At 66.9% G+C, this 21,266-nt stretch carries 18 protein-coding genes; 6 read left to right on the forward strand and 12 right to left on the reverse strand.

The genetic code is table 11. The features are described 5' to 3' along the window. The 4 genes from C7T96_RS22745 to C7T96_RS22760 all read right to left on the reverse strand — a co-directional run bounded on the left by C7T96_RS22745 (position 1) and on the right by C7T96_RS22760 (position 4,122). Entirely contained in the window at positions 1 to 459 is a 459-nt protein-coding gene (locus C7T96_RS22745; protein ID WP_106573549.1) for a cyclic nucleotide-binding domain-containing protein, read from the reverse strand. Continuing rightward, the gene (locus C7T96_RS22750; RefSeq protein ID WP_106573550.1) at positions 443 to 3,238 is read right to left on the reverse strand and encodes an ABC transporter transmembrane domain-containing protein; all 2,796 of its coding nucleotides are present in this window, start codon (positions 3,236 to 3,238) and stop codon (positions 443 to 445) included. Before C7T96_RS22750 ends, C7T96_RS22745 begins: the two co-directional genes overlap by 17 nt. 105 nt (positions 3,239 to 3,343) lie before the next feature. Then, on the reverse strand, positions 3,344 to 3,637 hold the full coding sequence (locus C7T96_RS22755) for an HlyU family transcriptional regulator (protein ID WP_106573551.1): 294 nt from the start codon (positions 3,635 to 3,637) through the stop codon (positions 3,344 to 3,346). Positions 3,638 to 3,696: 59 nt separating this feature from the next. Continuing rightward, on the reverse strand, positions 3,697 to 4,122 hold the full coding sequence (locus C7T96_RS22760) for a secondary thiamine-phosphate synthase enzyme YjbQ (protein WP_106573552.1): 426 nt from the start codon (positions 4,120 to 4,122) through the stop codon (positions 3,697 to 3,699). A gap of 173 nt (positions 4,123 to 4,295) precedes the next feature. On the opposite strand from C7T96_RS22760, the gene C7T96_RS22765 reads away from it, so the two are divergent. After that, the gene (locus C7T96_RS22765; RefSeq protein ID WP_106573568.1) at positions 4,296 to 4,619 is read left to right on the forward strand and encodes a TraR/DksA family transcriptional regulator; all 324 of its coding nucleotides are present in this window, start codon (positions 4,296 to 4,298) and stop codon (positions 4,617 to 4,619) included. Between the two features lie 128 nt (positions 4,620 to 4,747). On the opposite strand, the gene rpoD is transcribed toward C7T96_RS22765, so the two are convergent. Both rpoD and dnaG read right to left on the reverse strand, forming a co-directional pair. Then, complete coding sequence (gene rpoD, locus C7T96_RS22770) at positions 4,748 to 6,772, reverse strand: RNA polymerase sigma factor RpoD (protein WP_106573553.1); 2,025 nt, start codon at positions 6,770 to 6,772, stop codon at positions 4,748 to 4,750. A gap of 250 nt (positions 6,773 to 7,022) precedes the next feature. Continuing rightward, positions 7,023 to 8,945 carry a DNA primase gene (gene dnaG / locus C7T96_RS22775; protein ID WP_106573569.1) on the reverse strand — a complete coding sequence of 641 codons (1,923 nt, stop codon included), beginning with the start codon at positions 8,943 to 8,945 and terminating at the stop codon, positions 7,023 to 7,025. 197 nt (positions 8,946 to 9,142) lie between these two features. On the opposite strand from dnaG, the gene C7T96_RS22780 reads away from it, so the two are divergent. Beyond that, on the forward strand, positions 9,143 to 11,527 hold the full coding sequence (locus tag C7T96_RS22780; RefSeq protein WP_106573554.1) for an EAL domain-containing protein: 2,385 nt from the start codon (positions 9,143 to 9,145) through the stop codon (positions 11,525 to 11,527). Between the two features lie 193 nt (positions 11,528 to 11,720). Beyond that, positions 11,721 to 13,382, forward strand: coding sequence for a Na/Pi cotransporter family protein (locus C7T96_RS22785; RefSeq protein WP_106573555.1), 1,662 nt, complete (start codon positions 11,721 to 11,723; stop codon positions 13,380 to 13,382). Positions 13,383 to 13,398: 16 nt separating this feature from the next. Here the strand turns inward: C7T96_RS22785 and C7T96_RS22790 are convergent, their stop codons facing one another. After that, entirely contained in the window at positions 13,399 to 13,848 is a 450-nt protein-coding gene (locus C7T96_RS22790) for a GatB/YqeY domain-containing protein (protein WP_106573570.1), read from the reverse strand. Positions 13,849 to 14,137: 289 nt separating this feature from the next. On the opposite strand from C7T96_RS22790, the gene carA reads away from it, so the two are divergent. Both carA and C7T96_RS22800 read left to right on the forward strand, forming a co-directional pair. Next, a complete protein-coding gene (gene carA / locus C7T96_RS22795) occupies positions 14,138 to 15,340 on the forward strand; it encodes a glutamine-hydrolyzing carbamoyl-phosphate synthase small subunit (protein ID WP_106573556.1) in 1,203 nt (400 codons plus the stop codon). A gap of 69 nt (positions 15,341 to 15,409) precedes the next feature. Then, entirely contained in the window at positions 15,410 to 15,817 is a 408-nt protein-coding gene (locus C7T96_RS22800; protein ID WP_106573557.1) for a RidA family protein, read from the forward strand. 63 nt (positions 15,818 to 15,880) lie between these two features. Here C7T96_RS22800 and C7T96_RS22805 read toward each other — a convergent pair whose 3' ends face one another. The 5 genes from C7T96_RS22805 to C7T96_RS22825 form a co-directional block, all read right to left on the reverse strand. After that, a complete protein-coding gene (locus C7T96_RS22805) occupies positions 15,881 to 17,452 on the reverse strand; it encodes a pilus assembly protein (RefSeq protein WP_245414228.1) in 1,572 nt (523 codons plus the stop codon). A 155-nt stretch (positions 17,453 to 17,607) separates the two neighbouring features. Next, a complete protein-coding gene (locus tag C7T96_RS22810; RefSeq protein ID WP_106573558.1) occupies positions 17,608 to 18,498 on the reverse strand; it encodes a neutral zinc metallopeptidase in 891 nt (296 codons plus the stop codon). Between the two features lie 111 nt (positions 18,499 to 18,609). Further along, positions 18,610 to 19,530 carry a hypothetical protein gene (locus C7T96_RS22815; RefSeq protein WP_146149227.1) on the reverse strand — a complete coding sequence of 307 codons (921 nt, stop codon included), beginning with the start codon at positions 19,528 to 19,530 and terminating at the stop codon, positions 18,610 to 18,612. Positions 19,531 to 19,561: 31 nt separating this feature from the next. After that, positions 19,562 to 19,951, reverse strand: coding sequence for a hypothetical protein (locus C7T96_RS22820; RefSeq protein ID WP_106573560.1), 390 nt, complete (start codon positions 19,949 to 19,951; stop codon positions 19,562 to 19,564). Positions 19,952 to 20,096: 145 nt separating this feature from the next. Further along, positions 20,097 to 20,495 (reverse strand): MarR family transcriptional regulator, encoded by a 399-nt coding sequence (locus tag C7T96_RS22825; RefSeq protein WP_238719868.1) that lies wholly within the window; start codon positions 20,493 to 20,495, stop codon positions 20,097 to 20,099. 110 nt (positions 20,496 to 20,605) lie between these two features. On the opposite strand from C7T96_RS22825, the gene C7T96_RS22830 reads away from it, so the two are divergent. After that, positions 20,606 to 21,166 carry a cytochrome b/b6 domain-containing protein gene (locus tag C7T96_RS22830; RefSeq protein ID WP_106573562.1) on the forward strand — a complete coding sequence of 187 codons (561 nt, stop codon included), beginning with the start codon at positions 20,606 to 20,608 and terminating at the stop codon, positions 21,164 to 21,166. Positions 21,167 to 21,266 lie beyond the last annotated feature (100 nt).

Here is a 21,266-nt window from a genome sequence, read left to right on the forward strand (position 1 = left end):
CTATTTGCGCACCGCACGCTCGCTCGCGGCCAGATCGGCGGTGGTCTTGGCCAGCCGGAAGGCGAGTTCGCGGATGATGCGTCCGGCCAGTTCCGGAAACTCCTTGATCAGCTCGAGAAAATAATCCTTGCCGATCTTGAGCGCGATCAGCTTGCCGTTGGCCCGCACCGTGGCCGAGCGCGGCACGTCGCAAAACACCGACATCTCGCCGACCAGCGCATGGTCGCGCAACTGCGCCACCACAACCTGCGCGCCCTCGGTTTCGGAAACGATGTCGGCGACGCCGCTGACCAGGATGAACGCGCTGTCGCCGGCGTCGCCCTGCCGAAACAGCACCTCGCCGTCGTTCAGCTCGACCCGATCGGCGGCGTAGGCGACCAGTTTCAGTTTCGACGGCTCGATCGAGGCGAACAGCGGAATCCGTCGCAGAACCTCGACCTCGTCATTCAGCGTGCGCATCGTCTTCCGCCCCTTTCTCGTCTGCCGTGGCCTCGCCATCGCCCGCGCGCGCGGCGATCTCGTCCGGCTCGTCTTCCACCAGCGTGCCGTTGCCGTACACCAGGACGCGGTCGAAAAGGCCGGCAAGCTCGTCGTCGAGAAGCACCGCCAGGATCCCCGGCTTCCAGTCTTCGTCGCCCAGAAGCGGGAGCGCGAGAACCCGCCGCATGGTCGCCTGCCGGCTGGCCACGTCCAGCGCGCCCAGCACTTCGTTGAAGATGATGATATCAGGTTTTTTGATCAGCGCCCGCGCCAGATGCAGCTTCTGGCGCTGCGTTTCCGACAGCCGCCGCCCGCCATTGCCCATCTCGAAATCGAGCCCGACATCGAGCAGGCCGTCCGAAAGCCCGGTGCGCGCGATCAGCTCCTGGACCGCCGCCAGCACCTTCTCGCGGCCATCGACCGCGCTGGAACTGACACGCCCCAGCAGGATGTTGTCGAGCACGGTTGCGGTCGGATTGTAGAGGTCCGGATCGTGGAAGAACACCGGCGCGGCCTCCATCTCCGAAACGGTCTCGCGCACATCCGCCCGCGCGGCCAGAATGTCGCTTTCGGTTTCGGCGTCGAGCACGCCGAAACGGCTGCGCGCCTCGCAATAATTGAAGGTGATGCGCAGCAGCTCCTCGCGGTCGGAAAGCGCCTTCGCCCCCGCCTTGGCGCGGCGTTGCGCGGGCTGTTGCTTGGCCTGACGGCCCATGCGCAGCCTGGCCATCATCTCCTTCAGCCGCGCCACTTCCTCGTAGCTGACATCGGCCACCGTCTCGAAGATCTTGCTGTCGGGCGCCAGGTCGCCGAACAGTTCGATGCGCGCTTCCGCGATGCGCCGGCCCATCTCCAAAAACCGCTCGCGCAGCCCGTGCCGGTCGAGGATCGCCAAGAGCACCGGATTGGTGGCCAGCGCGTCCAGCTCCCAGCCGGGGACGCGCGCGGTGCCGAACAGAAGGTTTTCGCCGATCGCGGCCTGGGCGTTGTAGCGCTTGGGGTCGAACGGCTCGACGATGCCGGCGACGCCGAACCCGGCCGCATTGTCGCGGAATTCGCGCCGCACCTCGACGATCTTGTCGCAAAAAGCGGGATTGTGTTCGGGATCGACGGTGCCGCGCAGGCCCAGATCCTGGATTTGCCGCGACAGGCCCGCCAGGTCGAGCACGGCCGCCACGTGCCGGTCGAAGGCCCGCTTGTCGGCAAGACCCAGCGCCGCAAGGTCGATCCAGTCCAGCGTCTCGTCCGGCGGCGCATCGTGCAACAGCCCGCCGCTGCCCTTGGGCGGGGTCGGCGGCGTCGTCTTCTCGGCAAACCCGACAGGCTGGTTCTTCAAAACCATGGTCAGATTGTCGCGGATCGTGCCGGCGGGAAAAAACGTGCCGGCATCGACATAGGCGACGCGCCGTCCGGTCAGGCTTTCGGGCAGATCGTCGAGCGGCTTGCCGTCGAGCGTGATCGTGCCGGAAACCGGCGTCGTCAGCCGCGCCAGCGCCGTGCACAACACACCCGCCGCGATCCGCGCGGCGTCGTTGCCGCCGGTCGCGATCGCCACCCGTTCGCCCGGCGCGATGGCGGCATGGAGATTTTCCAGCACCACGCGGCCGGTCTCGTCCTCCAGCCTGGCGCGCTCGGCCCGGAACCCCTCGCGCAGCCGCGGCACGGCCTGCCCCGGCATTTGCTGGATCGCGGCCGGCAACAGCCCGTCATCGCGAAAACTGTCGATCGTCTGCTCGTAGCGGGCCTCGTTGATCAGCCGGATCTGATCGTAGTCGATCAGGCCCTTGATCGGCCCGGGAAGATCCTTGTAGGCGGCGATCACCGCCACGAGCTGTCCGATGTCGAGCCGGCCGGTGATGACGAAATAACCGCCGAGCACGTAGAACAGGAACGACAGGAACTGCATCAAGAGATTGTTGATGTATTTGACCGCGAATTTGCGCTGATAGAGCTCGAAGCGGATATCGAGGATCGTGGACAAAAGCCCGTAATGGCGCGCCCGCGTGTAGTTGGAGATGTCGTTGACGTGGATGTCGGGCGCCATCTCCACCGTCTCCGCCACCTGGCCCGACAGCCGGCGCGCCTGCAATTGCCGCTGCCGGCCGAGCTGGATCAGCTTGCGCCGCAGGCGCGGAATGATCCAGACCTGGAAGCCGACGATCGCGATCGTCAGGATGCCGAAATAGAAATTCTGCAGAAACAGGAACAACAGGCCGGTGATCGCCTGCCCGCCCAGAAACAGCGGCAGCGAGAACGCGTCGCCGACGAACTCGCCCAGCGGCTCGACCTCGTCCTTGATCACCGAGGCCGCCTCCGCCCCCTTCAAGTTGCGAAACCGCACCACCCGGTAGCGCAGCACCCGGTCGAGCAGCGTGTAGCGCAATTGCCTGAGCAGCGTCTCGCCGAGCTTGCCCTTGTAGGTGTTGACGTAGAGCTTGAAGGCGCCGTTGGCGACGACCGCGGCCAAGAAAAGCAGGCCGAGCGCGAAAAGCATCGCCAGCCGGTCGAGGGAAAACCCCTCGAACAGCACGATCTCGCGGCCGAAAACCTGTTCGGCAAACGGCAGGGGCAGGCGCAGGAAGGGCTGCTCGGCGCCGGCGGCCGAAAACCCCTCGCCCTGGATCGGCCCGTTGACGATCTGCTTGGGCAGTTCCAGCGTCAGGAAATAGAGCGGCATCGAGGCGACGATGACGATCAGGAGCCAGACCTGCTTGAGCCGGGAGTTCTGCCAGATGAATTTGAGCAGATTGCGTTCCAAGACCGGCCTATCCCCGTTCACCCGCCTGCGGACGCCCCGCCCGCCTGTCGGGGGTCAGATGTACATGCCGGCCCGCGAAGTTCAACCGGCCGGTCGCGCCGCCGTTCACCCGAACAGCCGCTCGCCCTGCTCGTCGATCATCTGCTTGGCCTTGCGCAGCGACACCGCGACCGCGTCCTCCTCGGCCGCGAAACGGTCGGCGCGGATCAGCCTGTGTTCCTTCACAACGCCGTCGATCTCCTTGGCGATCAGCGCGCAGGTCTGAAACTGGCCGCCCTCCTTGAAGGGCATCGCCTTGATCACGTAGCCGTTGTGCTCGATTTCGGCGGCCACCTTGGCCGCGGCCGGCTGCGCATCCTCGCCGCCGCCGAGCCCGAAAAGCCGTTTGAAAAAGGACATCGTCGTCTCCGCCTTGTGAAAGCCGCGCGGCGCGGGGCCGGCGCGGCATGGTTCGAAAGTCAGCCTGAGGCCACATGTAGCACGATTTCGCGCCGGTGCGCCCGCGCCCGGTGTTCGAACAGGTAGAGCCCCTGCCAGGTCCCCAGCAGCATCCGCCCCTCGGCCACCGGAATGCCGAGCGAGGTCTGGGTGAGCGCCGCCTTGATATGGGCGGGCATGTCGTCGGCTCCCTCGGCCGTGTGCGCGATCCAGTCCATGGCGGGGTCGTCCGCCGGCGGCACCAGCCGGCGGAAAAACCCGTCGAGGTCGCGCCGCACGTCCGGATCGGCGTTTTCCTGGACGACCAGCGAGCACGACGTATGCCGCACGAATACGGTCAAAAGCCCTTCGCCGACGCCGGTCTTGCCGACGAACGCGGCCGCGCGGTCGGTGAATTCGTAAAGGCCGGACCCGGCGGTCTCGATGGTGATCAAAGTCAGCGCCATGCGTTTTCGTGCGCGGCGGCGATACGCCCTGTCAAGGGGCGGGCAGGCCGGATATGGTGGACAGGCGCCGAGCGACGGAAATCGCGACCGTCTTCGACCGTTTCTTGACCGAAATCAAGCTGTTGCCGCAATCTGGCCGGTACAGTGCCTGGAACCTGCAAAAGGACGCGACCATGACCGATATCGACACGCGCAAGAAACAGCTCCTCAGCCGGCTGGCCGAGCTCGACGACCGCCTCACCCGCATCGAGGACGAACTCGACGACGCCCCCAATCCCGACTGGGAAGACAGCGCCGTGGAGAGCGAGGGCGACGAGGTGCTCGAACAGCTCGGCACCAGCGGCCAGGACGAGCAGCGCGCCATCGAGGCCGCGCTCAAGCGCATCGAGGCCGGCACCTATGGCGAATGCGTCAAATGCGGCGCTGAGATTTCCGAGGAAAGGCTCGACGCCCTGCCGCACACGCCGTTCTGCCGCGAATGCGCGCGGGCGATGTAGCGGAACCTTTGCAACTGCCAGCCCTTATCGCCGGCCGGGTTTGAAAACCCGGCTGCGCGGTTTTCCCCTTTTCCCAACAAAAAACCCGGCCTTGCGTGGCCGGGCTTTTTTCGACGCAGGGTCGGACGTCAGCTGTCGAGGAAGCTGCGCAGCTTGCGGCTTCTCGACGGGTGCTTCAGTTTCCTGAGCGCCTTGGCCTCGATCTGGCGGATACGCTCGCGCGTCACCGAGAACTGCTGGCCGACCTCTTCCAGCGTGTGGTCGGTGTTCATGCCGATGCCGAAGCGCATCCTGAGCACGCGCTCCTCGCGCGGCGTCAGCGAGGCGAGCACGCGCGTCGTCGTCTCGCGCAGATTGGCCTGGATCGCCGCGTCGATCGGCAGAACCGCGTTCTTGTCCTCGATGAAATCGCCGAGATGCGAATCCTCCTCGTCGCCGACCGGCGTTTCGAGCGAGATCGGCTCCTTGGCGATCTTCAGCACCTTGCGCACCTTCTCCAGCGGCATGGCGAGCTTTTCGGCCAGTTCCTCCGGCGTCGGCTCGCGACCGATCTCGTGCAGCATCTGGCGCGAGGTGCGCACGATCTTGTTGATCGTCTCGATCATGTGGACCGGAATGCGGATGGTGCGCGCCTGGTCGGCGATCGAGCGGGTGATCGCCTGCCGGATCCACCACGTCGCATAGGTGGAGAACTTGTAGCCGCGCCGATATTCGAATTTGTCGACCGCCTTCATCAGCCCGATATTGCCCTCCTGGATCAGGTCCAGGAACTGCAGGCCGCGATTGGTGTATTTCTTCGCGATCGAGATCACCAGCCGCAGATTGGCCTCAACCATCTCCTTCTTGGCGATCGCCGCCTCGCGCTCGCCCTTTTGCACCTGGTTGACGATGCGGCGAAACTCGGAGATCGAGATCGCGGTTTCCTGGGCCAGATTCTGGATCTCGGTGCGCAGGGCGCGAATGCCCTGGCCCTCGCCTTTGGTGAATTCCTTCCAGCCGCGGCTGGACAGATTGGCGATCCGCTTCATCCAGTTCGGATCGAGCTCCGAGCCCTGATATTCCTTGATGAACTCCTCGCGGCGCACGCCGTAGCTCTCGGCCAGACGCAGGAGGCGGCCCTCGTTCTGCACCAGCCGCTTGTTGATGTCGTAAAGCTGCTCGACCAGCGCCTCGATGCGGTTCTGGTTGAGCGACAGCGACTTGACCGCCTTGATCAGCTCTTCCTTGAGCTTCTTGTAGGAGCGCTCCTGGCTCGGCGACAGCGAGCCGGACGCCGCCAGCCGGTTTTCGACCTGCTGGTCCTGCAGCTTCCTGAGTTTCTTGTAGGTGTCGGCGATGAAATCGAGCGTTTCCATCACCTGGGGACGCAGTTCCGCCTCCATCGCGGCCAGCGACAGATTGGCCTCGTCTTCCTCGTCGTCCTCTTCCTCGGGCTGGCCCTCGCCGCCGACATTGGTGATGTCGTCGTCGCGGCCCCGGCGCGCGGCCTTCGGGTCTTCCTTCTTGGCCGCGTCGTCCTCGTCCTTGCGCTCGATCGCCGGAGCCTGCTTGGCTTCCGGGCCGGCATAGGTGGTTTCCAGATCGATGATCTCGCGCAGCAGGATCTTGGCTTCGTTGAGCTCGTCGCGCCAGATGATGATCGCCTGGAAGGTCAGCGGGCTTTCGCACAGCCCCGCGATCATCGTTTCGCGGCCGGCCTCGATGCGCTTGGCGATCGCGATCTCGCCCTCGCGCGACAGAAGCTCGACCGAGCCCATCTCGCGCAGATACATGCGCACCGGATCGTCGGTACGGTCGGTCGGTTCCTTCTTGGTCGTGGTGGCCGCGACCGCGGTGCCGGCCTGTTCGGTGAGTTCGGTCGATTCCTCCTCGCCGCCGGCATTGGCGCGCTCGCCCTCGCCGTCCTCGCTCGACTCGTCGTCCTCGACGACGTTGATGCCCATGTCGGACAGCATCGCCATCGTGTCCTCGATCTGCTCGGACGTCACCTCTTCCGACGGCAGGACGGCGTTGAGTTCGTCCATGGTCACGTAGCCGCGCTTCTTGGCGACCTTGATCATCTTCTTGACCGCGTCGTCGGAGAGATCGAGCAGCGGGCCGTCCGGACCGCCTTCGCGCTCGGTCTCGGCCTCTTCCTTTTCTTTTGTCGCCATGCGTGTGTCTCCAACTGCACGGAAGGTCGTCTGCCGCCTTCCGTTCGGGGGATCGGATGCGCCCGTCCGTTATCCCGTCAGCGAGTAACCGTCTCGCGTTAAAGCCCGCTTAACCCTGACATCGCCCTGTCGGGGTCCCCGGCCGGGAGGGCGGGGCCATCGTTAACGAATTCAACCCGCCCTGATTCCGTCATTTCCCGGCGAGGTCAAGCCGTGCGGCGCAACTTCGCGCGAAAAAAGCCCGCAAGCGTCAGCTTCGGGCTGTTTTGCCGGACAAGAGACCAAATCCTTCAATGAGCGCTTCCGTCGCCTGAGCATTGCGCAACTGGGCCTGGATTTCGAGCAGTTGCCGGTAATTCTCGTCGGTCGGGTCGGAGGCGAGCGCCGCCTCGGCCACCTTGAGTTCCTTATGTAGGGTGCCCGCCGAAAGGTGCAAGTGCAGCGCCTGCTCGAAGGCGTCGCGCGCGTCGTCGAGCGCTGCGTCGGCGAGCGCCGGCCATTGCCGCGCCCGCCGCACCAGCGTCTCGGCCCGCTTCCAGGCTTCGCCCAGACCGGCCTTTTCCAGCCAGCCGACCACCGCGTCGCGATCGGCCGCCACGCCGTGGGCGACGGCGTCGAGAAGCGCCGCGTGCAGGTGTTTCAGGTCCGGATGGGTCAGGTCCAGCCGTTCGGCGACATCGAAATGGCCGTCGAACAGCGCCGGGTGATTGATCAGCGACACGACCAGAACGGTTTCGCGCAGCGACATGATGCCGGCCGACTGGCGCACCAGCGCCGAGCGTGCCAGGCTTTGCGAGACGGCGAGACGGCCGGCCGCCTGCCCCCCCCGGCCGCGCCCGGCCTGGCCGGACCCGCCCGGCGCGTCGCCACGGTGGCGACCGCGCTCGGGCGTGCCGAAAAAGCCCTGCACGCGCTCGCGCATCTCCTGGCCGTAATGTCGGCGCACGCTTTCGTCGCGAATGCGCCCGACGAGGTCGCGCAGGCGCTTTTCCAGCTCGGCGCGCCGTTCGGGCGTGTCGAACACGCCGCCGGCCGTTTCGCGCTGCCACAGCATGTCGGCGAGCGGACGCGCATCGGCGAGAACCGCCGAAAACGCCTCCTTACCGCCCGCCTTGACCAGGTCGTCGGGGTCCTGGCCTTCGGGAAGCAGGGCGAAACGCAGGCTGCGGCCGGGCCCGATTTCCGGCAGCGTCAGGTCCGCCGCCCGCCACGCCGCCTTCAGACCGGCCTGGTCGCCGTCGAAACACAGGATCGGCTCCGGCGACATCCGCCACAACAAGGCGAGCTGGTTTTCCGTCAGCGCCGTGCCCAGCGGCGCCACCACATTGGCGAAACCGGCCTGGGCGAGCGCGATCACGTCCATATAGCCTTCGACCGCGATCACGGTGCCCTCGCGCCCCTGCCCCTTGCGGGCGCGGGCGAGATTGTAGAGCACGTTGCCCTTGTGGAAGAGCTCGGTGTCGTTGGAATTGAGATATTTGGCAGCGATCGCCGGCGACATGGCCCGGCCGCCGAAGGCGATCACCCGTTCGCGGGCATCCTCGATCGGAAACATGATGCGGTCGCGGAACCGGTCGTAGGAGACCGCGATGTCGTCGCCGTGCACGACCAGGCCGCAGGCCTCGATCTGATCCTTGCCCACGCCCTTGGCCGCGAGATAGCTCTTCAGCGCATTGCGGCTGTCGGGCGCATAGCCCAGCCGGAAATTCTGCTGGGTGGCCGAACTGACGCCGCGCTCGCGCAGATAGGCGCGCGCGGCCGCCCCGGCGGCCGACTGCAGTTGTTCCTGGAAAAACACCGCCGCCAGGTCCATCACCTCGCTCAGGCTGGCGCGCTTCTTCTCGCGGCGCTCGGCCTCGGGGTCGCGCGCCGGCATCGGCACGCCGGCCATGTCGGCGACCCGCTCGACCGCTTCGGGGAAGGACAGGCCGTCGAGCTCGGTCAGAAACCGGAAATGGTCGCCCGACACCCCGCAGCCGAAGCAATGGTAGCGGCCCTTGCGGTCCTCGCAGTGAAAGCTCGGCGTGTTTTCGCCGTGGAACGGGCAGCACGCCCAGTAGTCGCCGCGCGAGGCGTTGGTCTTCTTGCGGTCCCACGTCACGCGCTGGCCGATGACGGCCGAAATCGACACCCGGTCGCGTATCTCGTCGAGGAAGGAGGGTGAAAAGCGCATAAACCTGTCTCCGTCCCCCATATAGGCGCGCCCCGCGACGCGCGCGAGCGCAATCGCCCGCCATACCCGGTTTTCACAGCTTCGGCCCGGTCGCGGGTTCGGCCGCCAGGCCTTGATCGCGGCGAAAACGGCGCGATTCATCCTTTTTCAAGCCCGACCTGCTAGACCATGCGCCGATATCGACGCGGGGGCACGATATGTTGACGGTCTATAACTGCATCCTCACCGAGCACGATCTGCGGCTTGTGCTGCTTGCCGCCGTGACCTGCCTGATCGCGTCGCTCACCGCGGTCAATCTTCTTCACCATGTCGGCCGGGCCCGCGGCGTCATGCGCCACGTGTGGACGGCCGTGGCGGCGACCGCCACCGGCTCGGGCGTCTGGGCCACCCATTTCATCGGCATGCTCGCCTTCCAGCCCGGCGTGCCCAACGGCTATCATCTCGGCCTGACCCTGGTGTCGCTGCTGGTCGCCATCCTGGTCACCGGCGCCGGCATCGCGGTTGCCGTCGCGCGCCCCGGCATCGACAACCGCCTGGTCGGCGGCGCGATCATCGGCGCGGGCATCGCCGCCATGCACTATGTCGGCATGGCCGCCTTCCAGGTCCAGGGCGTGGTCGCCTGGAACCAGCTTTTCGTCGCCGCCTCGCTCGTGGCCGGCGTCGGTCTTGGCGCGCTCGCGGTGTTCGTGGCGCTGCGCTCGCGGACCATTCTTGCCCGTGTCGCCGGCGCGCTGGTGCTCACGCTGGCCATCTGCGGCATGCATTTCACCGGCATGGGCGCGGTGTCGATCCTGCCCGACGCCGCGGTCGCCGTGCCGGCAAGCGCCATCCCCGCGCCGCTGCTTGCCGGTGCGATCGCGGCCGCAAGCTTCATCATCCTGCTTCTGGTCTGCACCGCGCTGTGGATCGACGTGCGCGACTATCGTTATGCCGAGCGCGAAGCCGCGCGCATGCACAATCTCGCCGACGCGGCGATCGAGGGGCTTTTGCTGTGCCGCGGCACCCGTCTGGTCACGGCCAATGCCAGCTTCATGGCGCTGACGGACTGGACGCCGGACAGTCTGGCCGGCCGCCATCTCACCGATCTGTTTCCCGACGAAGACGTGTGCAGTTCCCTGCTCGACGGCTCGCAGGAAATCTTCGAGACCGAGCTGGTCATCAACGAGGGCAACAGCGTGCCCGTCGAATTGTTGTCGCGCTTCGTCGACTATGGCGGCAAGCCGCATCTCGTGGTCGCCGTGCGCGACATCCGCGAGCGCAAGGCGGCCGAGGCCGACATTCGCCGGCTCGCTTTGCACGACGCGCTGACGGGCCTGCCCAACCGGCGCGCCTTTTCCGCCCGGCTCGACGAGGAAATCCTCGCCATCGGCGACACGGGCGGCCATCTGGCGCTGCTGTGCCTGGACCTCGACCGCTTCAAGGAGGTCAACGATCTGTTCGGCCACGCCGCCGGCGACGTGATGCTGAAGAAGGTCGCGCGCTGCGTGTCGGGCGCGCTCGGCGAGGGACAGATGCTGGCCCGCCTCGGCGGCGACGAATTCGCCGTCATCGCCCCGCGCCTGGCGCGCCCCGAGGACGCCGCGCGCATCGCCGAGGCGGTCTTGGGCGCGTTCCGCGAGGAAAACGAGGACGCCAGCAATGAGGGTCTGATGTCGACCAGCATCGGCATCGCGCTGTTTCCCGACGATGCCGGCGACCGCGAGACGCTGTTGAGCAACGCCGACGCCGCGCTCTACCGGGCCAAGTCGGAAGGCCGCGACACCTGGCGCTTCTACGAGGAGGCGATGGGCATGGAGGCGCGCGCCCGCCGGCTGATGGAGCACGAGCTGCGCCATGCCGTCGCCCGCAACGAATTCCGCCTGGTCTACCAGCCGCAAAAACGGCTCGACACCGGCGAGACGATCGGTTTCGAGGCGCTGCTACGCTGGTCCAATCCGGCCCGCGGCAACGTCTCGCCGGCGCTTTTCGTCCCGATCGCCGAGGAAAGCGGCATCATCGTGCCGATTGGCGAATGGGTTCTGCGCACCGCCTGCAAGGAGGCCGTCACCTGGCAGAAGCCGGTGACGATCGCCGTCAACGTGTCGCCGATCCAGCTTCACAGCCCGAGCTTCGTGCAGACCGTGCACGAGATCCTGCTGCAGACGGGTCTCGCGCCGAGCCGGCTCGAGATCGAGATCACCGAGACCGCGCTCGTGCGCGACATGACCCGCGCCCTGACGACGCTGCGCCAGCTCAAGGCGCTCGGCGTCCACATCGCCATGGACGATTTCGGCACCGGCTATTCCTCGCTGTCCAACCTGCGCGCCTTCCCGTTCGACAAGATCAAGATCGACGGTTCCTTCATCAAGCAGGTCGACACCAACGAACAGGCCGCCACCATCGTCAAGGCGGTGCTCGGCATCGGCCGCGGCCTCGGCCTGCCGGTGCTGGCCGAAGGCGTGGAGACGTCGGAGGAGCTGCAGTTCCTGGCCGGCGAGTTCTGCCAGATCGGCCAGGGTTACCTGCTCGGTCGTCCCGACGCCGTCGCCGCGCTCGACGACAGGCCCGATGTCGAAGACCGGCGCGAATCCGACGCCGCCTGAGCGCGCAAAACCGCCGAAAAACGCCCCTCGCGGCAGCGTTGCGCGACGCCGCCGCGCGGCGTATCGTGCGCCCGCCCGTCCGTTCTCCGGCTAAACGATCGGCCCCCGGGCGGCGCGCCGGCACGGAGTGGAAATCCATGAGCTCGCCGTTTTTCCCGGTCCCGAGCGACAGCGCATCTTCTGACGCGGCGCGATGAGCGGCTCGCTGGTGCTGCTGCATCTGGCCGGCGCCGTGGCGCTGCTGTTGTGGGCAACCCGCATGGTGCGCACCGGCGTCGAGCGCGCCTACGGCAACATTCTGCGCCACCGGCTGCGCGCCACCCTGCGCAATCCGCTCCTGGCGGTTCTGGCCGGCGCCGGCCTGGCCGTGGCGCTGCAGAGCGCGACGGCGGTCAGCCTTCTGGTCGGCTCGTTCGCCGGCGCCGGCATCGTGTCGCCGACCGCCGGACTGATCGCCGTTCTGGGCGCCGATATCGGCTCGGCGCTGGTCGTCAAGCTGTTGTCCTTCGATCTCGCGCTTCTGGTGCCGGTGTGCCTGGTCGCCGGCACGACCATGTTTCTGGCCACCCAGGCGCGCAGCTGGCGCCAGTTCGGCCGCATCCTGATCGGGATCGGCCTGCTGATCCTGTCGCTGCGCATGATCGGCGAGGCGTCGGAACCGTTGCGCGACAGCCGCCTGCTGCCGGTCGTCGTCGACTATCTCGCCGGCGACCCCGTCACCGCCTTCATCGTCGCCGCCCTCACCACCTGGCTGTTTCACTCCTCCGTCGCCGCGATCCTGCTCGTGGTGGCGCTGGCGGGCCGCGGCCTGGTTCCGGCCGAGCTCGGGCTGGTCTTCGTGCTCGGCGCCAATCTCGGCGGCGGCGTCATCGCGGCCATGCTGGCGCGCACCATGCCGCCGCTGTCGCGCATCGTGCCTGTCGGCAATCTCGTCGTGCGCGCCACCGGCGCGATCCTGGCCCTGGTCGCGGTCACGCTCCTCGGCGCGCCGCTGCAGCGGCTGGGCGCGACGGCGCCCGAGCAGCTCATCCACGCCCATCTGCTGTTCAACGGGCTTTTGGCCGTGCTCGGCGTTCCGGTCGCGGGCCTGGTCGTGCGTGCCGCGACGGCGCTGATGTCGGCGCGCGCCGCCCCCGCCGCGGACCTCATGGCCGCCACCGAACTCAGCGCGCTCAACGAGAGCGCGCTCGACAAACCGGCCCAGGCGCTCGCCAACGCCACGCGCGAAGTGGTGCGCGTATGCGAGATCGTCGAGATCATGCTCCAGCGCATCATCGAGCTCTACGCCCATGCCGACAAGGACGGCATCGACGCGCTCGCCGCCCTCGACGACCGGGTCGACAGACGCCACGCCGCCATCAAGCTCTATCTGGCCAAGACCACCGTCCACCCGCTGACCGAGGACGAGGCGCTACGCTGCCAGGAACTCATCGGCGCCTGCGTGAAACTCGAGCAGGTCGGCGACATCATCGTGCGCAACATGCTCGTCCACGTGCGCAAGAAGATGGAGCGCGGCCTGGAATTCACCGATGAGGGCTGGCGCGAACTGACCGGCTTCCACGCCGCCGTCGCCGCCAATGCCAGGCTGGCCTTCAACGTGCTGGTGTCGCGCGACAGCGAGACCGCGCGCCAGCTCGTCGCCGAGAAGGACCGGCTGCGCGACGAGGAAAAAGCGTCCAACCAGAGCCATTTCGACCGGCTGCGCGAAGGCACGGTGAAAAGCCTCGAAACGAGTTCGATCCATCTCGACACGCTGCGCGACCTGAAGCAGATCAATTCGCTGCTCGCCTCGATCGCCTACCCGGTTCTGGAAGAACACGGCATGCTCAGCGACACGCGCCTGAAGGCGGGATAGGCCCCGCGCCGAGAACTCAGCGCAGCATGCCCTTGACGATGCCGCTCGCCTTGCCGAAATCCATCCGGTCGGGAAATTTCTGCTTCAGCGCGTTCATGCATTTGCCCATGTCGCGCAGGCCGCCGGCGCCGACCTCGTTGATGACCTGCTTGCAGGCCTGCTTGACCGCCTCGTCCTCCAGCGGCCGCGGCAGGAAGCCGCGAATCACCGCGATCTCCTGGCGCTCCTGCTCGGCCAGTTCGAGCTGGCCGGCCTCTTCGAAAGTGCGCGCCGATTCCACGCGCTGCTTGAGCATCTTGGCCAGGATCGCCGTGATGTCCTCGTCGCTGACCGGATCCTTGCCGGCCGCGCGGTTCGCGACGTCGCGATCCTTCACGGCCGCCTGGATCAGCCGGATCGTCGACAGCCGGCGTTTGTCTTGGGTCTTTTGCGCGTCCCTGAGTGCGCACGCGAGTTTTTCGCGCATCGGATCCATCTCCATTCGCGGCCATGCACCATAGCGCCCCGACTCGGCTGAGGCAAACCGTTTGTGAAAGTTTAAGTTATTGGTTTTATTGGATAAAACTTTTACCCTTGCGTCAATCTTCACCGATTGACCGGCGCCCGCGCTTCGCCTATTGTCCGCGCCTTGCATGGACGTATACCTGTTCGCACGGATCGACGGCTTGCCGTGGGTCGCGTGCGTTTCTTCGCGCCATATGGCCTTTGGCCGCTCGTCTTTCAAGCCCGGGCGGCCGACCTGACGGAGAGTAGAGATGACGCAATCGACCGCGGCCTGGACCGTGACGCCCGCCACGGCCCTGCTCGTTCTGGCCGACGGGACGGAGATCGAGGGGACCGGCCTCGGCGCCGAGGGAATCGCGGTCGGCGAGGTCTGCTTCAACACCGCCTTGACCGGCTATCAGGAAATCCTCACCGACCCCTCCTATGCCGGCCAGATCGTCACCTTCACCTTTCCGCATATCGGCAATGTCGGCGCCAATGACGAGGATATCGAGGATCTGACGCCGGCCGCGCGCGCCGGGGCCGTCGGGGCCGTGTTCAAATCCGATCTCACCGACCCGTCCAACCATCGCGCCGGCGAGCATCTCGACGCCTGGCTCAAACGCCGCGGCATGGTCGCCATGTGCGGCATCGACACCCGCGCGCTGACCGCGCTGATCCGCGAAAAGGGCATGCCCAACGCCGTGATCGCCCATGCGCGCGACGGTGTGTTCGACCGCGCCGAGTTGAAGCGGCGGGCGGCCGAGTGGCCGGGCCTGGTCGGGCTCGATCTGGCCAGGGAGGTCACCTCCGGCCAGAGCTCGACCTGGACCGAGACGCCGTGGCGGCTCGGCGACGGCTACGGCCGCCAGGACGCGCCGACCATGCATATCGTGGCGATCGACTATGGCGTCAAACGCAACATATTGCGGCTTCTGGCCGGTCTCGGCGCCGAGGTGACCGTGGTGCCGGCCACGACCACCGCCGAGGACGTGCTGGCCATGCATCCCGACGGCATTTTCCTGTCGAACGGCCCCGGCGATCCGGCCGCCACCGGCGACTATGCCGTGCCCGTCATTCGCGAACTTCTGAAAAGCGACATCCCGGTGTTCGGCATCTGCCTGGGCCACCAGATGCTGGCGCTGGCGCTCGGCGCGCGCACGGTCAAGATGCACCAGGGCCATCACGGCGCCAATCACCCGGTCAAGGACCACACCACCGGCAAGGTCGAGATCGTGTCGATGAATCACGGCTTCGCCGTCGATTCGGCCTCGCTGCCCGACACGGTGGAAGAGACCCATGTCTCGCTGTTCGACGGCTCCAATTGCGGCATCGCCGTCAAGGGCCGGCCGGTATTTTCGGTCCAGCAGCATCCCGAGGCCTCGCCCGGCCCGCAGGATTCGCATTACCTCTTCCGCCGCTTCGTCAATTTGATCCGCGCGCGCAAGAACGAGCCGGCGCTGGCCGAGCGCTAACGCCAAAGACGATTGCAACGCGGCCTCCGGCTCCGCATTCTGTTTCGGCAGGTGTTGGAGGACCGAGCCATGCAATTCGACAGGGAACTGATTTCCAACGGCAACCCGATGGAGGCGATCGTCGGGTTTTCGCGCGCGGTGCGCGTCGGCCCGTTCATTTCGATCGGCGGTACCGCGCCCGTCGGCGCCGACGGCAAGACCGTCGGCATCGCAGATGTTGCCGCGCAAACCCGCCAGTGTATCGAAATCATCAAGGACGCGCTCGAGCGCGCCGGATCGGGGCTGCACGACGTCGTGCGCACGCGCGTCATCCTCACCGATATCGACAACTGGAAAGCGGCCATCGACGTCCGCAAGGAATATTTCAAGGATGTGCGGCCCGTCGACACGATCATGGCGATAGACCGTTTCGTGAACCCGGAATGGCTTGTTGAATTCGAGGCCGATGCGGTGATTGCGGGCTGGGGCGAAATTTAACCGCAAACAAGAAAAGGGCGGCCCGAAAGCCGCCCTGCCCCGCTCCGTTCGTGCCTCCTCGCGCTACGATGTCAACCGCAGCCGCACCACTCGGTCGCGGATTTCCTCGAACACCTCGTCGAGCTGCGAGCGCGACGGCGCGTCGAAGAAATGCGCCGAGCTCGAGGCGCAATCCTTGAGCATCATGCCGGTCTTCACATCCGGCTCCTCGAGCCTGATCGTGTAGACGATGATGTTCTGCGCCTTGGCGTTATCGCACGCCGCCAGCGTCTTTTCGTTCATCAGCCGGTTGGTGTCGGAGGACGAACCGGCGGTGATGCCCAGCCGCCCGTCGACCAGATAGCCCTGGCTGGAATAGCGCGACCCGAGCGCGTTTCTTGTGTTGCCGAACACGTTCGAGCCGTCGGTCAGGACGATCATGATCTTCTCGACGCCGATCTGCTTGGAATCGCGCCCTTCGGTGAACGGTTCGTGCGGCGACAGCACCCGCATGCCCCAGGCTACCCCTTCCATGATATTGGTGTTGCCGTTGGCCGTCAGCGATTCGACCTTGTCGACGATCGCCCTGAAATCGGTGTTCAGCGGCATGATCGGCTGGGTGACGCAATCGCGGTTCGGCCCGCGTCCGCCCGACATCTCGGCATCCGCCGGCAGCCATTCGAGCCCGGGATCGAGCGGCGCGAGCGCGGTCACGCCGTATTTCAACAGCTTCTTGGCCTTGCCGGCAGCGCTCTTGTCGAGCGGGTCCGCATCCGAGTTGATATAGCTGTTGGAATAACCCTTCTCGTCGGGCTCGTCGATCGAGAAGGCCGGCACGAACAGGCTTGCCGCGTCCTTCTTGTTCGGCGCGCTGTCCTCGACGTCATGCGCCACCTTGCCGCCGCCGTAGCGCGTCTCCACGCAGCCTGCCCATGTTTCGCCGAGATGGTTGAACAGCTCGAACCGGCTCAGCCCGTTCTGCAGCTCGACCTGCGGAAGCTCCGCGTCCCCCTTGAGATCGAGCCACTTCGCGCCGGTCTTGTTCTTGACCTTGCCGTTCTTTTTGAATTGCGGGCCGTAATGCGGGCCGACATTGACGAAATTGGCGAACGGGACCACCGCGAATTTCAGCTTGTCCTTGCCCTTGACCTGGGCCGACATGGTGTTGACCAATCCCAGCACCGCATCCTTCATCGCGGTCAGCTTGCCGCCGGCCATGGAGCCGGTGGTGTCGAGCACCAGCGCGATTTCGTAGTTGGTATAGGCAAGGTCAGCCGCCGATCGCGCCGACACTTTCCAGTTCTCGTAGCCCAGCAGCGAGCCGAAGGTCAGGTTGGCGCGCGCCGTCGCCTTGATGTCGACCTTGGTGCCGCTGCGATTGATATCCAGTTCCGCGAAGCGCGGGTCGAAATTCGTCGTCAGGAACTGATTGGCGATGGTGTTGGCTTCCGCGTCGGAGAGCGATTCGCCCTCGCGCGCGATCGCCAGCGCGGCCGAATCCATCGCCTGCTGCAGCTGCGCCTGTCTGGCGCTGATCGAGGCAAAGTCGAGCGCCGTGCCGCCGGCGAGCAGCAAAGGCAGCATCGCCAGCGCCATCATCATGCCGTAATGGCCGCTTTCGTCACGGCAAAAAAGCTGAAGCAGAGACCGTGCCATGCCAAACCCCCTCGGCAATTTGCAAGGGGCAAGTGTAGGACAGCCGCATTAATGCGCGGATAACCGGCAGGCTTAACGGCTTCATAACGAATTTTGGCGAACGGCCCCGGACCGGGGTGGTTTCCCGGCCTTGGGCGCGGCGTCCGGCTTCGGCCTCAGACCGGACCGTTAAACGTGTCGCAGGCGTCGAGCCGGCCGCTCTCCAGGCCGCGCGAGAACCATGCGCGCCGTTGCGCCGACGTGCCGTGGTTGAAGCTTTCGGGCACGACATACCCTTGCGTGCGCCGTTGCAGCGTGTCGTCGCCGATCTGGTTGGCGGCGTTGAGCGCCTCGTCGATATCGCCGGCCTCCAGCAGCCCCTTCTGCGCGGTGTAGTGAGCCCACATGCCGGCGAAGCAGTCGGCCTGCAGCTCGACGCGGATCGACATCTGGTTGGCTTCGGCCTGGCTCATTGTCTGGCGCATCGCGTTGAATTTCGGCAGCACGCCGATCAGGTTCTGCACATGGTGGCCGACCTCGTGCGCGATCACATAGGCCTGGGCGAAATCGCCGGAGGCGCCGAAACGGCGGGCGAGTTCGTCGAAAAAATTCAGGTCGAGATAGAGTTTCTTGTCGCCCGGACAATAAAACGGTCCCGACGCGGCCGAGGCGAAGCCGCAGGCCGAGCGCACCTGGCCCGAAAACAACACCATTTTCGGCTCGGCATAGGTCGCGCCCTCGGCCTGGAAAATGCCTTTCCACACGTCTTCCGTCTCCGCCAGCACCACGCCGGCGAACTGCGCCGCCTCGTCGCTGGCCCGCGTCTGCTGCTGGCCGGTCGGCGCGCCGCCGGTGTCTTGCGACAATATTTCCAGCGGGTCGATGCCGCAGGCCCTGAGCGCGAAGAACAGCACCACCAAGACGATGATGCCCGAAATCCCGCCGCCGCCGCCGATCCGGCCGACCGGGATGCGCACGCCGCCGCCGCCGCGTCCGAACCCGCCGCCACCGGAGCGGCCGCGCCGGTCTTCCACATTGGAACTTTGTCGTCTGCCGCGCCAACGCATGTCGACCCTCCCAGCCAGTCCGCCGCGCCCGCCGCCAGGGGGAACGCATGCTTTCGCGACGGTTTTAACCCATCAAGTCGTGTTCGTCTCGCCTCGCGTGCCGTCCGCTGCTCAACGCCCGAAGGCGCATCGTCTCCCGGTCGGGCGCTGCCCGCTCCAGGCCGCGCCGATATCGCGCGCCAAAGCGGCCCGGCCCGGCTTGAGCACGCCTTGCCGATCGCCCTTCAGATAAAGCACCACCCGCAAGCCGTTGCGCCCGGCCAGCGCGTCGGCGATCATCTCGTCGGCCAGGATGATGCGCCGCCCATAGGCGTGGCGCGACGCCAGCGCGAGTTGCGGCATGACGTGGCCGACGAGCTCGGTGCAGAACAGCCGGTCGGGATCGTCGCCGTCGAAATTGAAATCGAACGGCCCGCCGACATGGCCGGCAAGCCGCGCCGCCGCGCCCGCGCGCCCGCCCTTGCCGGTGCGGTTCGGCCGCAGCAGCACCAGCCGGTCGGTGTTGAGCACCGCCTCGGGCCGCGACAGGTGCACGCCGCGATAGTCGGCCTCGACGAATACCGCGCCGGCGCGGATCGCGGCCTGGTGCGGCCGCACCGCCGGGTGGCCCCACACGCCGAGCCGGCGCAGCTCCGCCTCGGTGCCCAGATAGGTGACCGCGTGCACGAACAGGCCCGGCAGGGTGTTGCCGGACAGCCGGCCCTTGGAACTGACAACGACGACGTCGAGCGGCCGCATCCGCTCGCCGAGTAGGCGCAGCGCCTTGTCGTCGCCGGCCAGGTAGCCGCCGCGCCAGGCAATCCGGCCGATCACGTTTCCGATCAAGGGCGCCGCCGGCTCGGCGAGCGCCACCAGCCAGGCGGGCGAGCGCTCGGGCGTCTCGCAGCACCCGGCCAGCGGGTTGTCCGGCCCGGTCCCGGCATCGCCGGGCGCGTTTTGGGGCGCATGGGCGCAGGCCGCCAACAGCGCGGCGACGGCGAGCAGGGCCGTGAGGCGCAAGCGCGTCCGGTCAAGCGGTCGACGGCTGGTCACGCCTCCCCTCCGGCGGCAGGACGGGCCGGCATCACCGCAGCAGGAACACCTTGACGCTGCGCCGGTAGACCTCGACCTCGATCAGCGGCGTGCCGTTCATGATCGCCCGGCGGGTGCGCGCATCCATCGCCCCGCGCCGCTCGAGCATGGCTTGCAGACGCTCCCGCGCCTTGGCGGAGGCGAACCACGAATCGCCGGTGTCCTCCGCATCGATCCAGCCGAATTTGTGGTAGTTGGCCCGATCCTGGCGCACGACCTGCGCGGCGTTGTCGAGCGGATAGCCGTCGCTCGCCTCGTGATCATGGGGCGAAAGCCGCGCCACGTAGGAGCCGAGATAAGTATCGGCCGACGCCGTCGAGGCCGAAGCCGCGACCAACACCGCGCCGATCGCGGCCATAAGAACACGTCGTGTCAAGAACATCGCAAACCCTCCGTGCGTGCGCCCGTTTCATGCCCCCTTTGCGCCCGCTCGCCCTTGATCCGGGTCAATCCGTCGAAGCGCGCGCCGATCCTACGACGCCGTGCGGCGGCAAGAAAGCCGCAACGGCAACAGGCGGCCCATATTGTCATGCCCGCTCCAGCGCGGCCACGATCTTGGCGAGCGCGGCCAGATAGGCCGCCTGCTCGGCCTCGTCGAGCGCAGCCAGCGCCGCGCCGTTGACCGCGGCCACCGCCGCGCGCACCGCCGGCGCCTTGTCGAGCGCGGCCGGCGTCAGCGACACCAGCGCGCTGCGCCCGTCGGCGGGGTCGGGGTCGCGGCGGATCAGCCCGTCGCGCTGCATGCGCGCCAGCGTGGCCGCCATGGTCGGCTGCTCGATGCCGGCGGCCGCGGCCAGCGCCTTCTGGGTCATGGTCGCGCCTTGGCCGAGCGCAAAAAACACCGGCAAATGGCCGGACGCGAGCCCGAGCGGCTTCAGCCGCCGGTCGATGGCGCGGGCAAAAAGCCGCGCGGCCCAGTTGGTCATGTAGCCGGCCGATCGGTTGCGGACAAAATCCATATTACATAGCTTGCTATTTAATTACATCGTATGCTATATAACATGCAGTTCCCGCGTCGATCAAGGAGACGATCGCAATGGCTCTCACCAGCACCAAACATCGTTGCGGCAGCGTCGCGGCCAGCCTGCACTGGCTGTCCGCGTTCGTGCTTTTCGCCCTCGTGGCGAGCGGCCTGCGGCTCGAGGCGATGGCCGGCGCCTCCGGCACGGCCGCTCTCTTGCGCCTTCATCTTAGCCTTGGGGTGATCGTCTTCGCGCTCACCCTGGCGCGCATCCTGTGGTGGGTCTTCGCCGACCGCCATCCCGAGCCCGTCGGCGGCGGCGCCGCCTGGCAGGCCAGGGCCGCGCGCCTCGTCCACTGGCTGTTTTATCCGGTGATCCTGCTCGCCGCCGCCAGCGGCATCGCCACCATCGCCGTGTCGGGCGCGGTCGGCCCGCTGTTCTTCGGCGACCCGGCTCCCCTGCCCGATTTTTCCGGCCTGGCCCCGCGCCGCGCGCACGGATTTCTGGCCTGGGCGCTGATCGTCCTCACCGGCCTTCATGTCGCCGCGGCGCTCTATCACCAGCTGGTCAAGCGCGACCGCATCCTCGCCCGCATCCTGCCGGCCCTCGGCCGCGCGCGCCAGCCTGCCCCCTGAGCGGGCGCGACCGGCGGCGGGCCGACGACGACCGGCGCGGGGCGCGTGTGGGTGCGCCCGCCCGCGCCGGTCCCGCCCGCCGCCTTGCTCTTGCCGCAGC

It is taken from the genome of Nitratireductor sp. StC3 (assembly GCF_003015025.1).
Taxonomy (GTDB): domain Bacteria; phylum Pseudomonadota; class Alphaproteobacteria; order Rhizobiales; family Rhizobiaceae; genus Mangrovimarina; species Mangrovimarina alexandrii.

Coding starts and splice junctions, on each gene's coding strand:
- C7T96_RS22745 (WP_106573549.1), bottom strand. CDS start 459: ATGCGCACGCTGAATGACGAGGTCGAGGTTCTGCGACGGATTCCGCTG.
- C7T96_RS22755 (WP_106573551.1), bottom strand. CDS start 3,637: ATGTCCTTTTTCAAACGGCTTTTCGGGCTCGGCGGCGGCGAGGATGCG.
- C7T96_RS22760 (WP_106573552.1), bottom strand. CDS start 4,122: ATGGCGCTGACTTTGATCACCATCGAGACCGCCGGGTCCGGCCTTTAC.
- C7T96_RS22765 (WP_106573568.1), top strand. CDS start 4,296: ATGACCGATATCGACACGCGCAAGAAACAGCTCCTCAGCCGGCTGGCC.
- rpoD (WP_106573553.1), bottom strand. CDS start 6,772: ATGGCGACAAAAGAAAAGGAAGAGGCCGAGACCGAGCGCGAAGGCGGT.
- dnaG (WP_106573569.1), bottom strand. CDS start 8,945: ATGCGCTTTTCACCCTCCTTCCTCGACGAGATACGCGACCGGGTGTCG.
- C7T96_RS22780 (WP_106573554.1), top strand. CDS start 9,143: ATGTTGACGGTCTATAACTGCATCCTCACCGAGCACGATCTGCGGCTT.
- C7T96_RS22785 (WP_106573555.1), top strand. CDS start 11,721: ATGAGCGGCTCGCTGGTGCTGCTGCATCTGGCCGGCGCCGTGGCGCTG.
- C7T96_RS22790 (WP_106573570.1), bottom strand. CDS start 13,848: ATGCGCGAAAAACTCGCGTGCGCACTCAGGGACGCGCAAAAGACCCAA.
- carA (WP_106573556.1), top strand. CDS start 14,138: ATGACGCAATCGACCGCGGCCTGGACCGTGACGCCCGCCACGGCCCTG.
- C7T96_RS22800 (WP_106573557.1), top strand. CDS start 15,410: ATGCAATTCGACAGGGAACTGATTTCCAACGGCAACCCGATGGAGGCG.
- C7T96_RS22805 (WP_245414228.1), bottom strand. CDS start 17,452: ATGGCACGGTCTCTGCTTCAGCTTTTTTGCCGTGACGAAAGCGGCCAT.
- C7T96_RS22810 (WP_106573558.1), bottom strand. CDS start 18,498: ATGCGTTGGCGCGGCAGACGACAAAGTTCCAATGTGGAAGACCGGCGC.
- C7T96_RS22820 (WP_106573560.1), bottom strand. CDS start 19,951: ATGTTCTTGACACGACGTGTTCTTATGGCCGCGATCGGCGCGGTGTTG.
- C7T96_RS22825 (WP_238719868.1), bottom strand. CDS start 20,495: ATGACCAACTGGGCCGCGCGGCTTTTTGCCCGCGCCATCGACCGGCGG.
- C7T96_RS22830 (WP_106573562.1), top strand. CDS start 20,606: ATGGCTCTCACCAGCACCAAACATCGTTGCGGCAGCGTCGCGGCCAGC.